This is a genomic window from Nonomuraea aridisoli (assembly GCF_003236395.1).
Classification (GTDB): Bacteria; Actinomycetota; Actinomycetes; order Streptosporangiales; family Streptosporangiaceae; genus Nonomuraea; species Nonomuraea aridisoli.
Map to the genome: position 1 here is coordinate 1 of NZ_POUD01000238.1, position 14,399 is coordinate 14,399.

At 70.6% G+C, this 14,399-nt stretch carries 13 protein-coding genes; 4 read left to right on the forward strand and 9 right to left on the reverse strand.

The features are described 5' to 3' along the window. The 6 genes from C1J01_RS37150 to C1J01_RS37175 form a co-directional block, all read right to left on the reverse strand. A partial coding sequence (locus C1J01_RS37150) for a resuscitation-promoting factor (protein ID WP_111183647.1) occupies window positions 1–844 on the reverse strand: 844 nt, incomplete at its 3' end. 149 nt (window positions 845–993) lie between these two features. Beyond that, window positions 994–1,848: a TatD family hydrolase gene (locus tag C1J01_RS37155; protein ID WP_111183648.1), complete on the reverse strand. Its 855-nt coding sequence runs from the start codon at window positions 1,846–1,848 to the stop codon at window positions 994–996. 27 nt (window positions 1,849–1,875) lie between these two features. Continuing rightward, window positions 1,876–3,657 (reverse strand): methionine--tRNA ligase, encoded by a 1,782-nt coding sequence (gene metG / locus C1J01_RS37160; RefSeq protein ID WP_111183649.1) that lies wholly within the window; start codon window positions 3,655–3,657, stop codon window positions 1,876–1,878. A gap of 49 nt (window positions 3,658–3,706) precedes the next feature. Further along, window positions 3,707–3,997, reverse strand: coding sequence for a hypothetical protein (locus tag C1J01_RS37165; protein ID WP_111183650.1), 291 nt, complete (start codon window positions 3,995–3,997; stop codon window positions 3,707–3,709). Next, entirely contained in the window at window positions 3,949–4,263 is a 315-nt protein-coding gene (locus C1J01_RS37170) for a hypothetical protein (RefSeq protein ID WP_146615862.1), read from the reverse strand. The genes C1J01_RS37165 and C1J01_RS37170 overlap by 49 nt, the downstream gene beginning before the upstream one ends. Window positions 4,264–4,337: 74 nt before the next feature. After that, a complete protein-coding gene (locus C1J01_RS37175) occupies window positions 4,338–5,558 on the reverse strand; it encodes a glycosyltransferase family 2 protein (RefSeq protein ID WP_181449181.1) in 1,221 nt (406 codons plus the stop codon). Between the two features lie 99 nt (window positions 5,559–5,657). On the opposite strand from C1J01_RS37175, the gene C1J01_RS37180 reads away from it, so the two are divergent. Continuing rightward, window positions 5,658–7,205, forward strand: coding sequence for a hypothetical protein (locus tag C1J01_RS37180; protein WP_235854920.1), 1,548 nt, complete (start codon window positions 5,658–5,660; stop codon window positions 7,203–7,205). Here C1J01_RS37180 and C1J01_RS37185 read toward each other — a convergent pair. Both C1J01_RS37185 and rsmI read right to left on the reverse strand, forming a co-directional pair. Then, window positions 7,141–8,727, reverse strand: coding sequence for a dolichyl-phosphate-mannose--protein mannosyltransferase (locus C1J01_RS37185; protein ID WP_328589714.1), 1,587 nt, complete (start codon window positions 8,725–8,727; stop codon window positions 7,141–7,143). The two genes, C1J01_RS37180 and C1J01_RS37185, sit on opposite strands and share 65 nt — an antisense overlap. Before the next feature lie 10 nt (window positions 8,728–8,737). Further along, complete coding sequence (gene rsmI, locus C1J01_RS37190) at window positions 8,738–9,607, reverse strand: 16S rRNA (cytidine(1402)-2'-O)-methyltransferase (protein ID WP_111183653.1); 870 nt, start codon at window positions 9,605–9,607, stop codon at window positions 8,738–8,740. A 57-nt stretch (window positions 9,608–9,664) separates the two neighbouring features. Here rsmI and C1J01_RS37195 point away from each other — a divergent pair, with 57 nt between their 5' ends. Together C1J01_RS37195 and C1J01_RS50420 are read left to right on the forward strand one after the other, a co-directional pair. Then, window positions 9,665–11,299, forward strand: a complete 1,635-nt coding sequence (locus C1J01_RS37195; RefSeq protein ID WP_111183654.1) for a dolichyl-phosphate-mannose--protein mannosyltransferase — start codon at window positions 9,665–9,667, stop codon at window positions 11,297–11,299. A gap of 112 nt (window positions 11,300–11,411) precedes the next feature. After that, a complete protein-coding gene (locus C1J01_RS50420) occupies window positions 11,412–12,599 on the forward strand; it encodes a hypothetical protein (protein ID WP_235854922.1) in 1,188 nt (395 codons plus the stop codon). Here the strand turns inward: C1J01_RS50420 and C1J01_RS37205 are convergent. Beyond that, a complete protein-coding gene (locus C1J01_RS37205; protein WP_111183656.1) occupies window positions 12,586–12,990 on the reverse strand; it encodes a MerR family transcriptional regulator in 405 nt (134 codons plus the stop codon). The genes C1J01_RS50420 and C1J01_RS37205 overlap by 14 nt on opposite strands. 135 nt (window positions 12,991–13,125) lie before the next feature. Between C1J01_RS37205 and C1J01_RS37210 the strand changes: the two genes are divergently transcribed. Further along, window positions 13,126–14,058 (forward strand): DUF5996 family protein, encoded by a 933-nt coding sequence (locus tag C1J01_RS37210; RefSeq protein ID WP_111183657.1) that lies wholly within the window; start codon window positions 13,126–13,128, stop codon window positions 14,056–14,058. The last annotated feature ends 341 nt before the right edge of the window (window positions 14,059–14,399 follow it).

Consider the following 14,399-nt stretch of genomic DNA (forward strand, 5'->3'; position numbering starts at 1 on the left):
GTGTATAAGAGACAGGGTGGGGGCCGCAGGTGGGCCATTGGCCTTTCCAGTGGCCGTCGACGTGCTGGTAGAGCAGTTGGGCGCGATAGGTCTGCTCGTCCTCGGGCCACGCGCTCGGCAGGCCCATGCCGCCCACCGCCCGCCACATCGGGACGCTGAACTGGTAGAGGCCGTAGTAGGGGCCCTCGGGGTTGTACGCCAGCGGATCGCCGCCCGACTCGCACAGGGCCAGGGCGGGCCAGTCGAGGCTCGCCACTTCGGGCGGGATCGGGATGGTGCGGGGCGGGGTGACGGTGATGACGGTGCCGTCCTTCGGGAAGGTGGCCAGCGGCGGATGCACCTGGGAGCCGGGGCTCAGGGAGACCCGCTTCTGCCGCAGCACCTCGCGCACCGTCCTCGCGGTGGTCCGGGAGGCGACCCGCGTGCTGCCCGCCACGACGTACACCCTGCGCCGCGTGTCGACGGTCAGCTCCATGCCCTCCAGCGGCACCGCGTCCGAGGGCGGGGCCGACAGCCGGCCGCCGGCGGGGGCGATGTCCAGCTCGGCCAGGGCCTCGCCGACGTTCGTGGCGGTGACCAGATGCCGGCTGGTACGGCCGTCCACGGTCAGGGTGAGGGGGCGGGCCCGGCGTACCTCGATGGTGACGCCGTCGGAGACCGTCTCCTGGGCGGCGGGGCGTACGACGTCGGCGAAGCCGAGCGACACCCCGGCGTCGGCGAGCACCTCCTCCACGGTGCCGGCGAAGCCGCGCACCGGCCTGCGGTCGCCGTCGACGACCACGACGACGTCCTTGACCAGCGCCGACACCGCCATGATCGCGCCGACCGCGACCGCGCCCGCCACGCACACGACCGGTGCCCACGGGGAACGCCACGGAATCGGCGGACGGGGCGCACGTCTCCTGCCTCGCACGAGCCACCTCCGTATCCGGAATCGGCCCGAACGCTAACGGTGGACGCGGCGCGCCCATCACGTGGTCTACCGAAAGATGGTCACCACTCGCCGAAGACCGTGACTCCGTTGGCGCTGATCGCCTCGCACAGGCGGTCGGGATGGACACCCTTGACCTCGGCCAGGCAGCGCAACGTGAGCGGGATGAGGTAGGGGGCGTTGGGCTTGCCGCGGTGCGGCACCGGCGGCAGGTAGGGGGCGTCGGTCTCGACCAGCATGAGCTCCGGGGGCGCGACCTCGGCGGCCTCGCGCAGGTAGCCGGCGTTCTTGTACGTCACCGGCCCGGAAAAAGACATGAAATATCCGGCTTCAACGCACTTTTTCGCCATCTCGGCGTCCCCGGAGTAGCTGTGGAACACCACCTTCTCCGGCGCCCCCTCCTCCGCCAGCACCCGCAACACGTCGTCGTGGGCCTCGCGGTCGTGGATGACCAGCGCCTTCCCGGTGCGCTTGGCGATCTCGACGTGCGCCCGGAAGCTCGCGTGCTGGTCGTCCTTGCTCGCCCAGTCGCGGTAGTAGTCGAGCCCCGTCTCCCCGACGGCCCGCACCTCGGGCCGACCGGCCAGCGCCTCGATCTCGGCCAGCACCTCGGGCGTCGACGCGTGCGCCTCGTTGGGGTGGATGGCCACGCCGGCGTAGACGCCCTCCTGCTGGGCCGCCACGTCGGCGTTCCATCGCGAGGAGGGCAGGTCGTAGCCGATCGTGACCAGCCGCGTCACGCCGACCGCCCGAGCGTCGTCGAGGATGCTCCGCACGGTGGCGGAGGCCGCCTGCGCGGCCTGCGCCACCGGATCGCCCGAGGACGCCTGCCGATTGCCGACCATGATGTCGAGGTGGCAGTGGCTGTCGAACACGGGCGAGGAAAGCGGCTCTGGCGCGACGGGAAGCTTGCTCACGCCATCAACCGTAGCGGCCCCGATGATTCACTCGCCCAGGCGGGCGAGCTCCTCGTCGACGACCTTCGGGTCGAGCTTCTTGAACAGCGGCACCGGCGGCGCGAGCGGCGTGCCGGGCCGGATCGGCCGGTGCTCCCAGCGGGCCGCGCCGTCGTAGTCGCCGCTGATCACCGGGTACGGCGTGCCGCCGTCCTCGTCGACCTCCCGGATCTCCGGCATGCCCGACCACACGCCCTCGCCGCCCAGCATGGCGAAGACCTTGTTGGACGAGCTGGGCAGGAACGGCGTGAGCATCGTCTTGGCGTCGTCGACCACCTGGAGGGCGACGTGCAGGATGGACTTCTGCCGCTCCGGGTCGTCCTTGAGCTTCCACGGCTCCTGCTCGGCCAGGTAGCGGTTGGCCTCGCGCACCACGTCGAACGCCTCGGTGATCGCGTTCTTGAACCGCGACCTGCCGAGCTCGGCGCCCACCGGGCCGAACGCGCCCCGCGAGCGCTCCAGCAGCGCCCGGTCGGCGTCGGTCAGCTCGCCGGGCTCGGGCACGACCCCGAAGTTCTTCGCGGCCATGGAGATCGACCGGTTGACCAGGTTGCCCCAGGCGGCGACCAGCTCGCCGTTGTTGCGGTTGACGAACTCCTGCCAGGTGAAGTCGGTGTCCTGGTTTTCCGGACCGGCCACCGCGATGTAGTAGCGCAGGGCGTCGGCGTCGTACCGCGCGAGGAAGTCGCGGACGTAGATGACGACCTGCCGGGATGAGGAGAACTTGCGGCCCTCCATCGTCAGGAACTCGCTGGAGACCACCTCGGACGGCACCTCCAGCGCCCCGAGGGGGCCGGGCTTGCCGCCGCGGTCGCCCTGGCCGCTGTAGCCGAGCAGCATCGCCGGCCAGATCTCGGCGTGGAAGACGATGTTGTCCTTGCCCATGAAGTAGTAGCCGCGGGCGTCGGGATTCTGCCACCACTGGCGCCAGGCGTCGGGGTCGCCGGAGCGCCTGGCCCACTCGATGGAGGCCGACAGGTAGCCGATGACCGCGTCGAACCAGACGTAGAGCCGCTTGTTGGGCTGGTCGCGCCAGCCGTCGAGCGGGATCGGCACGCCCCAGTCGAGGTCGCGGCTGATCGCCCGCGGCTGCAGGTCGCCGAGCAGGTTGAGGGCGAACTTCAGCACGTTGGGCCGCCACTCGCCCTGCTTGGACTGCAGGTAGGAGCCGAGCACCTCGGCGAAGGCGGGCAGGTCGAGCATGAAGTGCTCGGTCTCGACGAAGACCGGGGTCTCGCCGTTGATGCGGCTCACCGGGTTGATCAGCTGGATCGGGTCGAGCTGGTTGCCGCAGTTGTCGCACTGGTCGCCGCGCGCGCCGTCGTAACCGCAGATGGGGCAGGTGCCCTCGATGTAGCGGTCGGGCAGCGTGCGGCCGGTGGACGGCGAGATCGCGCCCATCGTGGTCTTGGGGAAGATATAGCCGTTGTCGTAGAGGCCTTTGAAGATCTCCTGCGTGACGGCGTAGTGGTTCTTCGTGGTCGTCCGGGTGAACAGGTCGTACGACAGGCCGAGGCCCGTCAGGTCTTCGGCGATGACACGGTTGTAGCGGTCGGCCAGCTCCTTGGCGCTGACGCCCTCCTTGTCGGCCTGCACCTGGATGGGCGTGCCGTGTTCGTCGGTGCCGGACACCATCAGCACCTTGTTGCCCGCCATCCGCTGGTAGCGGCTGAAGACGTCGGACGGCACGCCGAATCCGGAGACGTGCCCGATGTGGCGGGGGCCGTTAGCGTACGGCCACGCGACGGCGGTCAAGATGTGCTGGGACATGTCCCTAAGCCTACGGGGACCGCGCGGACACCTCGTACCGAATCCCCGGTCATCCGGGCGGGAGGATTCCGTAGCGGCGCGCGGTGGTCGGGTCGCGCCGGGCCGCCTCGGCGAGCTCCGGTCCGAGCGCGGCGCGCACGGCCGTGGAGGCGCTGACGCCGAAGGCGTCGAGCCGGGGCGGGGCTCCCTGGCGGCCGGCGGCGGCCCAGTTACGCCAGGCGGCCTCCAGCTCGCGGTCGGCGTCGGTGCGGTCGTCGCCCGCCGCTCTGCGCTGGGCGGCGCCGATGAAGGTCAGCGCGGCCCGCTGGGAGGCGACCGCCTGGCGATCAGGCTCTCCCACGCGTTGCCGGGCCGGTCGATGTAGAAGCCCCCGGCCGTGGGCGTCGAGGCGCAGGCGAGCAGGGAGGGAGGAAGCGTGCCGTCATCCCACAGGGCCTCGGCGATCGGCCGCAACATGGCGAGGAAGTCGCTGGAGGAGTCGGCGCCGTGCAGGACCAGGATCAGCGGCAGGCCCTCGCCGTGTCCGTCCGGCGCGAGCACGGCGTACGGGACTTCGTCTTCGACCAGCGGGTCGCGGAAAGCGTCACGGGAGAGGCGGCTGTTCATGGCCGCCACCATGGCACGGCGACGCCGCCGCGAGCCACGCGATTATCCCTTGCTCATCCCTTGGTCATCCCTGGTCATCCCTTGGTCTTCTCCAGCTTGACCGCCTCGGCGGCCTCCTCGGCCGCCTTGGCGGCGACGTCGACGGAGGACTCGCGGGTGCGGCGGATGCTGAGGATGCTGATGAACAGCGAGGCGAAGATGGTCTGGAAGCTCATGACGAACGCCGTGGCCGAGGGCACGACGATGCGCAACGACTCGCGCGGGTTGAGCTCGCCGAAGCTGCGCACCTGCCAGTGGACCAGCGACATCACCAGCCCCACCAGGCCCGCCAGCGCCAGCAGACCGCCCGCGATGAGCCCCTTCTCCAGGCTCACCAGGTCGATGATCCGGCGGATGCGCGGCGACTCCGGCAGGAAGCCCTCCTCGGCGGCGTACACCTTCGTGAAGAGCGCGAACAGCGCCGCCTGGAAGCCGATCACGACCAGCGCGGAGGTGCCCACCAGCGTGTCGACGTCGAACGCCAGCTCGCCGATCTCGACCGGCCCGAACACCAGCGCCGTGCCGGCCACCAGGCCGACGGCCATCATCAGCACGCCGGGGTAGAAGAACAGCCACTTCGGGCTGTAGAGGAGCAGGAAGCGCAGGTGACGCCAGCCGTCGCGCCAGGAGCGCAGGTGGGGCGGGCGGGAGCGGCCGTCGGGCGAGAGCGTCGTCGGCACCTCGCGGACGTCGAGCCCCGCGAGCGTCGAGCGCACCACCATCTCGGAGGCGAACTCCATGCCGCCGGTCTGCAGCTGCAGCCGCAGGATCGCCTCGCGCCGGAATCCCCGCAGGCCGCAGTGGAAGTCACCGATCGCCGACGGGAAGAACAACCTGCCGATGAACGACAACACCGGGTTGCCGAGGTAGCGGTGCAGCGGCGGCATGGCGCCCGGCGCGATGCCGCCCTTGAAACGGTTGCCCATCACCAGGTCGGCGCCGTCGCGCAACTGCTCGACGAACGGCATCAGGGCGGTGAAGTCGTAGGAGTCGTCGGCGTCGCCCATGATGACGAACCTGCCGCGGGCGGCCCTGATGCCGCCCATGAGGGCGTTGCCGTACCCCTTCTCGGCCACGTGGACCACGCGGGCTCCGGCGTCACGGGCCAGCTGCTGCGAGCCGTCCGTGCTGCCGTTGTCGGCGATCAGCACCTCGCCCTCGATGCCGTGCTCCTCCATGCACGCCAAGGCCTTGCGCACACAGACTTCCACGGTCTCCGCCTCGTTGAGGCAGGGCATGACCACCGTCAGTTCCACGTGTCTACCCTTCAGTTAAGGCTCTTCCAGTAGACCATGATGCCCCGAACGCGACCATGCTCGGGCACGGACCTGGAAACGACTGGCATTCTTTACAGCATGGTGAGCGTCGCGGAGATTACCCCTGTGGACCCCTCCGCTCCTGGCTGGGCGGCTCGTCTGCTGGCCCTCGTGCGCAGGCATCGGGTGTTCGCCGCGGCCTTCGGCGTGGGCGCCGTGCTGCGGCTCGTCACCATGCTCGGCTACGGGCCCGCCATGTGGTTCAACGACTCCTACGAGTACGTCTCGGTGGCGCTGCACCCGAGGCCCCACCCGATCAGGCCCGACGGCTACAGCTTCTGGCTGATGCTGCTCCAGCCGTTCCACAGTTTCACCCTGGTGGTCTTCACCCAGCACCTGATGGGCCTGGCCACGGCGGCGCTCATCTACGCCCTGCTGCGCATCAAGTTCCGGCTGCCCAAGTGGGGGGCCACGCTGGCGGCGGCGCCGGTGTTGTTCGACGCCTACCAGATCCAGCTGGAGCAGCTGGTGATGTCCGACACACAGTTCATGCTGCTCGTGGTGGGCGTCATCACGCTGGTGTTGTGGAAGCGGCGGCTGACGTGGAAGGCGGGCGCGGTCGTCGGACTGCTGCTGGCGCTGACCTGGCTGACGCGCTCGATCGGCCTGCCGATCCTCGCGCTGGTGGTGCTCTACCTGCTGGTCAAGCGGGCGGGCTGGCGGCCGGTCACGGCGGTCCTGACCGCCTGCGCGATCCCGGTGCTGGCCTACATGGGGTGGTTCGCCTCGGCGCACGGCAAGTTCGCGATGACCAACAGCGACGGCCTCATCTTGTACATGCGCACGGCCATCTTCGCCGACTGCAACAAGATGGACATCGACAAGTACCGCGAGGTCGAGCTTCTTCTGCTGTGCATCAACGACCCCGTCGACCAGCGCAAAGACTACGCCCAGTGGTACCTGTGGGGTCAGGGCAACGGCGACGGCACCGGCACCGGCGAGGTGCTGCACCGGTGGGGCACCAACAAGAAGTGGAGCGAGATCACCAACGAGGCGGCCAGCGCGTTCGCCACGCGGGCGATCCTTTCGCAGCCCGGCGACTACCTGCAGGTGGTGGCGCGCGACTTCCTGCGTTCGTTCCACTGGTCACGGCCGCGGTTCCCCGACGAGTCGACATACAACATGTACGAGTTCAGGCCGTACGTCCAGATCGACGAGAACGGCCAGCCGAAGCGGCTGCCGAAGTGGTCGTCGTACGCGGGCGGCCGCACCGACACCGACGCGTTCGCCTACGAGCAGGGCCCGCCGGAGACGCGCATCGTGCATCCGTGGGCCGACATCATGGCCGGCTACCAGAAGGTCTTCTACCTGCGCGGCATCATGCTCGGCGGCATCCTGCTGATCGGCCTGTACGGCGTCGTGGTGCGCTGGCGCACGTTCGGCGGGCCGGTGGTGCTGCCGTGGCTGGGCTCGGTGGGGCTGCTGCTGGCCCCGGCGGCGACGGCGGAGTTCGACTACCGCTACGTGCTGCCGGCCGTGCCGCTGGCCTGCATCGCGGCGGCGATCACGCTGCGCCGGGGCGTCACCTGGGGGCGGAGGTCACCCAGGAGGAGAAAAGCATCCGAGTCGACCACTGTGCGTGCGTGATGGTCTCGGCGGTCAGCACGGGGTGCAGCCACCCGTAGTTCACCAGCACGACCAGCGCGAACGCCCCCACGACGGCCGCGCCGAACGCCCGCCGCCCGGGCGGCGCGTCGGCCCTGCCGAGCAGCAGCCCCGCCGCGAGCACCACCGCCAGCACCATGAACGGCACCACGGGGATCATGTAGAAGAGGTACATCGTGCGGTTGTCGGCGACGGCGTAGTAGAACCACGGCAACCAGCCGGCCGCGAACGCCAGGAGCACGGCCCCGGCCCGCCAGTCGCGGGTGGCGACGTACCAGGCGACGAGGGCGACGAGCGCGAGCAGGGAGCCGTACCAGAGGGCGGGGGTGCCGACGCCGAGCACGGCCTGCGCGCATCGGTCGGCGCCGCAGGCCGACGGCGGCAGGTCGGCGGGGAAGTGGAAGGAGACCGGCCGTAACAGCACCGGCCACTGCCACGGCTCCGACATGTACGGGTGGTACTCCTCCAGGCCGCTGTGGTAGCCGAGCACGTCGAGCTGGTAGCGCACCCACGACCGCAGCGAGTCGAACACGAAGAAGAGCGGCCCTGACGACGTGGCCCGCTCCCAGTCGCGCCCCCACCCGCCGGCGGTGGCGAACCAGCCCGTCCACGACAGGAGGTAGGCCGCCGCGGGCGCCAGCGCCAGCGCCCCCGCCGCGCCCGGCACGTCGTAGGCCCAGGCCCCCCGGTACGGCCGCCGCAGCCCGATCGCCCGCCGGGCGCCCATGTCCCACATCACGCTCAGCACGGCGAACGCCAGCAGGAAGAAGATCCCCGACCACTTGACCGCGCACGCGGCCCCGAGGCAGACCCCGGCGGCCAGCCGCCACGGCCGTGTGCCGAGCCGCGGGCCCCGCCCGGTGACGGGCGAGGCGGCGTACCAGGCGGTCAGCCGGCCGCGCGCCCAGTCGCGGTCGGCCACCAGGCAGGCGAACCCGGCCAGCACCCAGAACATCAGGAAGACGTCGAGCAGCGCCGTACGCGACAACACCAGGTGCAGGCCGTCGAGCGCGAGCAGCAGCCCGGCCAGGCAGCCGAGCAGTGTCGAACGGGTCATCCGCCGGGCCACCCTGGCCATGACCAGGATCGACAGCGTGCCGGCCAGCGCCGCGGCGAACCGCCAGCCGAACGGCGTCATCCCGAACAGCCACTCACCCGCCGCGATCATCCACTTGCCGAGCGGCGGGTGGGCGACGAAGGAGGCGCAGTCGGTCTGCTGGGCGCACTCGCGGAAGACGTCGAGGTTCCCGGCGAGGATGCGCCGGTCGGCGACGGGGTCCTCCGCGTCGCCCAGCATGGACCGCTCGACGCCGTGGACCAGCAGCGAGTACGCGTCCTTCATGTAGTACGTCTCGTCGAACACCACGGCCCTGGGCTCGCCGAGCCGGACGAACCTCAGGATCCCGCCGAAGAGCGCCACCAGCAGCGGCGCGGCCCACCCCAGCAGCGGCGAACCCGGCATGGGCGGGACCAGCCGCCGCGCCGACTCCCCCCGGTTGCCCACGATGCGCACCCTATGGCGTAGTGGATCTCCTGTGAACCAGGTCGTACAGCTCGCGTTTGGGGATGCCGGCGTTCCTCGCCACGTCGGCGATCGCGAGCTTGCGCTGCTCGCCCTCGGCCACCCGCCGGTCGACCTCGGCGACCAGCGCGTCGGGGTCGTGCTCGGCGGCGCCTGCCACGTAGCCGGCCACCACGATCGTGATCTCGCCCTTGACGCCCCCGGCCGCCCATTCGGCCAGCTCGCCGAGCCCGCCCCGGCGGACCTCCTCGTAGGTCTTGGTCAGCTCGCGGCACACGGCGGCCGGCCGGTCGGGGCCGAACGCCTCGGCCATGGCCGCCAGCGAGTCGGCCAGCCGGTGCGGGGCCTCGAAGAAGACCATCGTCCGCTCCTCCCGCGTGAGGGCGGTCAGGCGGCGGGCCCGGTCGCCGGTCTTGCGCGGCGGGAAGCCCTCGAAGCAGAACCGGTCGCTGGCCAGCCCCGACACGGCCAGCGCGGTCGTGACGGCGCTCGGCCCGGGCAGCGCGGTGACCGTGACGCCGGCCTCGATCGCGAGGTGCGTCAGGCGGTAGCCGGGGTCGGAGACGCCCGGCATGCCCGCATCGGTGATCACCACGACCGTGCGGCCCTCCTTGAGGGTCTCGACGAGCTCCTGGGCGCGGGCGGCTTCGTTCTGGTCGTAGTAGGAGACCACCCGGCCGGTGATCTCGACGCCCAGGTCGGCGGCGAGCCTGCGCAGCCGCCGGGTGTCCTCGGCGGCCACGACGTCGGCGCCCGCCAGCACCTCCCGCAGCCGCGGCGAGACGTCGCCCGCCTGGCCTATGGGGGCTCCTGCCAGCACCAACCTGCCGTTCCCAGTCACCTGACCATTGTGGCAGGGCATCCCGATTGCACCGTGTTTCTTGGGTAACCACCACTCTGGGGCCCGTACGATGGCCAAGTGGCGGTGACCGACTCTTCGTACCAGGCATACGAGAGCCCGGGCGACGGCGAGGGCCGTCCTCAGGCCCGCTCCGTACGCGATCGGATGGTGCCCCCCATGCGCGGCAGCGTGATGTGGGGATGGGTGGGGCCGCTGCTCGTGACGTTGTTCGGCGGGATTCTACGGTTCGTCCAGCTCGGCCATCCCAAGGCCGTGGTGTTCGACGAGACGTACTACATGAAGGACGCGTACTCCCTGATCAACTGGGGGGTCGAACGGGTCACGGTCAAGGACGCCGACAAGGCGATCATCGCCGGCAGGACCGACATCTGGCAGTCGTGCGCGCCCGACGCCCTCGACAAGTGCGCCTCCTACGTCGTGCACCCGCCGCTCGGCAAGTGGATGATCGGCGCGGGCGAGTGGTTGTTCGGGCTCAACCCGTTCGGCTGGCGCTTCGCCGCGGCGGTGATCGGCACGCTGTCGATTCTGATCCTGGCCCGGGTCGCCCGCCGGATGACGCGTTCGACGCTGCTCGGCTGCTTGGCGGGGCTGCTGCTGGCCCTCGACGGCCTCCACTACGTGCTCTCCCGCACGGCGCTGCTCGACATCTTCCTGATGTTCTGGGTGCTGGCCGCGTTCGCCTGCCTGGTGGTCGACCGCGACCGGGCGCGCGAGAAGCTGGCCGCCTGGTACGAGAGCGCGCCCACCTCGCCGCAGGGCCCGCCGCTGGGCGTCCGGTGGTGGCGGATCGGGGCCGGGGTGTGCCTGGCGTTCGCGATGTCGGTCAAGTGGTCGGGGCTGGCGTTCGCGGTCGCGTTCGCGATCATGTCGCTGATGTGGGACTTCGGCGCCCGCCGCGCCGTGGGGCTGCGCCAGCCGTACGTGGGGGCGTTCAACAAGGACGTGCCGCAGGGGATCGTGGCGTTCGCGGTGGTGCCGTTCGTGGCGTACATGGCCACCTGGGCGGGCTGGTTCGCCAACGCCACCGGCTACGGGCGCAACTGGGAGCGCGCCACCTCCGCCGACAACCCGCTGTTCTTCCTCTTCGACTCGATGCGGTCGTGGATCCACTACCAGTGGCAGGTCTTCACCTTCCACAGCGGCCTGGAGACCTCCCACCCGTACATGTCCGAGCCGTGGCAGTGGCCGCTGCTGCTGCGTCCGGTGGCCTTCTACTACGAGGGCAGGCAGAACGCCTGCGGCGTCAAGGACTGCTCCGAGGCGGTGCTCGGGGTGGGCACGCCGGTGATCTGGTTCGGCGCGGTGGCCGCGCTGGTGGCGCTGATCGTGTGGTACTTCTCCTCGCGCGACTGGCGGGCCGGGGCCGTGCTGCTGGCGTACGCGATGGGGTGGCTGCCGTGGTTCTACTTCGCCATCGCCGACAACCGCACGATGTTCCTGTTCTACGCGATCCCGATGCTGCCGTTCATGGTGCTGGCGATCACGTTGTGCGCGGGGTTGCTGATCGGGCCTTCGACGGGCACGGCGGCCGGCACGGTGCCGGTGCGGCGGACGATCGGGGCCGCGGCCGTCGGCGCCTTCGCACTGCTCGCGCTGATCAACTTCTGGTGGCTGCACCCGATCCTGTCGGGCGAGCTGCTCCCCTACACCGAGTGGAAGGCCCGCATGCTCTTCGAGAAACAATGGATCTGACCGTCCGCAGTCCGATCACTAACCGCTTCTCGGAGTAATAGCTGTGCAAGACCCGATTCGCACCGGATTCGGTCATCGTCAGGCCCGGGGTCGATACGGCAAACTTCGAGGCATGAGTGCACCGGATGTCGCCGCCCTGCTCGCCGAGATGGAGCGCTCCCAGCCGGACATGGCCGACGAGGCCAGGACCGCCGTCGAATGGCTGACCGGTGGGGAGCCACTGGAGACGGTGACCCAGCTCGACGTCTGCGAGTTCCTCTGGTACACCCTGCCGATCAAGGTGGGCCCGCTCAACCACGAGCGGCTGGCGCGCTCCCTCGGCCAGTTGCTCCAGCTGGGTGGCATGGAGCGGTACGCCGCCCTGTGCGACTCCCCGACCACCATGCAGATCCTGCGCACCTACCAGCAGGAGGGCGAGGAGGCCGGCACCAGCGCCTACCAGCAGGCGCTGGAGGCCACCGGCGTGCTCCCGCCCGACGTGCCGGAGCTGCAGTGGAGCATGATCATGGGCCCGGAGGAGCTGGGCGCCCACCTGGCCTGCTCCGCCGCGCTCGAGCTGGCCATCGTGGCCGGCGAGACGATCGACCGCGCCACCCTGACCCGCCGCTGGCTCACCGAGCCGCGCGCCGAGCTGGGCGGCGACAGCTGGCTCAACCGGGTGCACGGCGAGCGGCTCAACCGCTGGGTGCTGGGGCGCGGCCCGGCGCGGCGGGAGCTGGCGCAGCCGTTCGAGGTGCGGCTGCACGCGCCCGTGCCGGCGCAGCCGCTGCCCGCGCTGCACCGGCTGCTGTCCGTGGCGGCCTCGGGCGAGACGCTGCCGCTGCGCCTCGCGCCCTCACCGGAGGCGCTGCGGCTGCGTGACCTGGCCGAACGCGAGCTGGGCGCGATCCGCCGCGACGGCACCCGGCTGGCCATCACCGACTACGGCATGCGGCTGCTGCGCTCGAAGGACGCCATGTGGTCGGCGGTCACCCGGCTGCTGCTGGCCAGGGGCGAGCACGAGTTCGAGGTGGCGGCGAGGGAGGCGGCGCTGATGTTGCTCGCCGACGGCACACTGATGTCGCCCGCCCAGCTGCGCGAACGGGTGGCCGAGGTGGTGGGCGGCGAGGGCTGGCATCCGGCGACCGGCCTCGACGACGTGGCCCGGCCGGTGGACGACCTGGTCACCCAGCTCACGGCTCTGGGGCTGGCGTTCGGCGACGAGCTGGCGGTGCGGATGGACCGGCCGGGGCAGCTCGCGGCCCTGGCGGCGCTGCGCGCCCACGCCCTGCGGCCGCGCAAGTACGTCAGCTCCGCGTGACGGGCACGCGGCGTACGGCGTGCTTGAACTCCGGACACTCGACCAGCGGGTCGTGGTCGCAGACGGCGGCGTGGCGCAGGCTGTCGCGCAGCCGGGTCAGCTGGTCGACCCGCTCGGCGACCTCACGCTCCTTGACGGCCATGCGGGCGCGCAGCTCGGTGTCGGCCGGACGGGCGCGCAGGAGCTCGGCGATCTCGGAGAGGCTGAAGCCGGCGTCGCGGGCGCAGGAGATCAGCTCCAGGCGCTCCAGCGTCTCCGGGCGGTAGGCGCGGCGCAGCCCGTTGCGGCCCTCGGCCTGGATGAGGCCCTTGCGCTCGTAGAACCGCAGCGCGGACGCGGCCAGCCCGCTGCGCCTGGCCACCTCGCCGATGTCTATCAACGTGCCGTCCACTGGGCTCCTTGACTTGAACCACGCTTCAAGTCAAGGAGTGTAGCCGCAGAGTGGCGCCGCCACCCCGGGGATTTGGGCGAATACGCCTCGTAGTTACGATTGCGGGGAAATGCTCTAAATCGGAGGGGGCCGATCATGGAGCTGTTCCCGGCCATGCCGCTCGCGGAGTGGACGGAAGCGAAGGAGACCTTTCACAGATTCGCGCAGATCGTGGGGAAGATCCGCCTCTCCAGCAGCAACCGGCGTAACCACTGGTGGCAGGTCCCGTTCCACCCGACGGGACGGGGGCTCACCACCCGTCCGATGGGCGGGCTGGACGAGCAGCCGCTGTTCTGCATCGACTTCGACCTCATCCGCCATCGCCTGGTCGTCGACGTGCTCGACGGGCGCAGCGCGGAGTTCAGCCTGATCGGCCGGTCCGTCGCGTCGTTCCACGACCGGCTGTTCGAGACGCTGGCCGGGCTGGGGATCCGGCCGGAGATCTGGGCCGTGCCGTTCGACCTGGACGACGACACGCCGTTCCCCGAGGACACCCTGCACGCGCGTTACGACCCGATGCTGATCAACCGGTACTGGCGGATCCTGTCGCAGGTGGTGCAGCTGCTCGACCGGTTCGCCGCCGACTTCGCCGGCAAGACCAGCCCGGTGCACCACTTCTGGCACACCTTCGACATCGCCGTCACGCGGTTCACCGGGCGGGTGGTGAAGGTCTCACCGGACACCGACCCGATCACGCGGGAGGCGTACAGCTGGGAGGTGATCAGCTCGGGCTTCTGGTTCGGCGACAGGGAGCGCCCGTGGCCGGCGTTCTACTCCTACACCGCGCCGGAACCCGAGGGCCTGGAACGCGAGCAGCTGCGGCCCGCGCAGGCCGAGTGGATCCCGGCCAGGGGCAGTCACCTGGCCGTCCTGCGCTACGACGACGTCCGGGCCATGGAGGATCCCGTGGGGGCGGTGCTGGAGTTTCTGGACAGCGCTTACCAGGCCGGTGCCCGGCTGACCGGGCTCGACACCGAGGCGCTGGCCTCGCCCGGGGGAATCACGGACCCGTACTACGGGAAGGTGTGAATGCAGAACGCCCGCCCTCTGGTGGGAGGGCGGGCGTTCCACACGTGCGTACCGGTGTGCAGGTCGCCTCTCGGCGAAAGGCACAACACGGCTCCAGCCGAACGGTATTCCGTGAAGGCAATAGGTGAGGCCCGGGGACACTGGACACACCGGCCACGATGTATGTAACCACACCCCGCCCCCACTCATTCCCCGGCGGGCCGGATTATTTTCCCCGTGTCGCCGGGGCAGCCGGGCAATGCGTACGTCACCGCCGTGCCGCCCGCGCGCTCAAAGGTCGCTCATGCGGTCTGGATGGCGCCGTGCAGGAAGAGGTCGACCAGTTCGGCGGGGGTGAGGGG

Bases quoted from the DNA above. Each gene is read 5' to 3' on its own strand.
- metG (WP_111183649.1), bottom strand. From the start codon at position 3,657: ATGTCCCAGCACATCTTGACCGCCGTCGCGTGGCCGTACGCTAACGGC.
- C1J01_RS37170 (WP_146615862.1), bottom strand. From the start codon at position 4,263: ATGAACAGCCGCCTCTCCCGTGACGCTTTCCGCGACCCGCTGGTCGAA.
- C1J01_RS37180 (WP_235854920.1), top strand. From the start codon at position 5,658: ATGGTGAGCGTCGCGGAGATTACCCCTGTGGACCCCTCCGCTCCTGGC.
- rsmI (WP_111183653.1), bottom strand. From the start codon at position 9,607: ATGCCCTGCCACAATGGTCAGGTGACTGGGAACGGCAGGTTGGTGCTG.
- C1J01_RS50420 (WP_235854922.1), top strand. From the start codon at position 11,412: ATGAGTGCACCGGATGTCGCCGCCCTGCTCGCCGAGATGGAGCGCTCC.
- C1J01_RS37210 (WP_111183657.1), top strand. From the start codon at position 13,126: ATGGAGCTGTTCCCGGCCATGCCGCTCGCGGAGTGGACGGAAGCGAAG.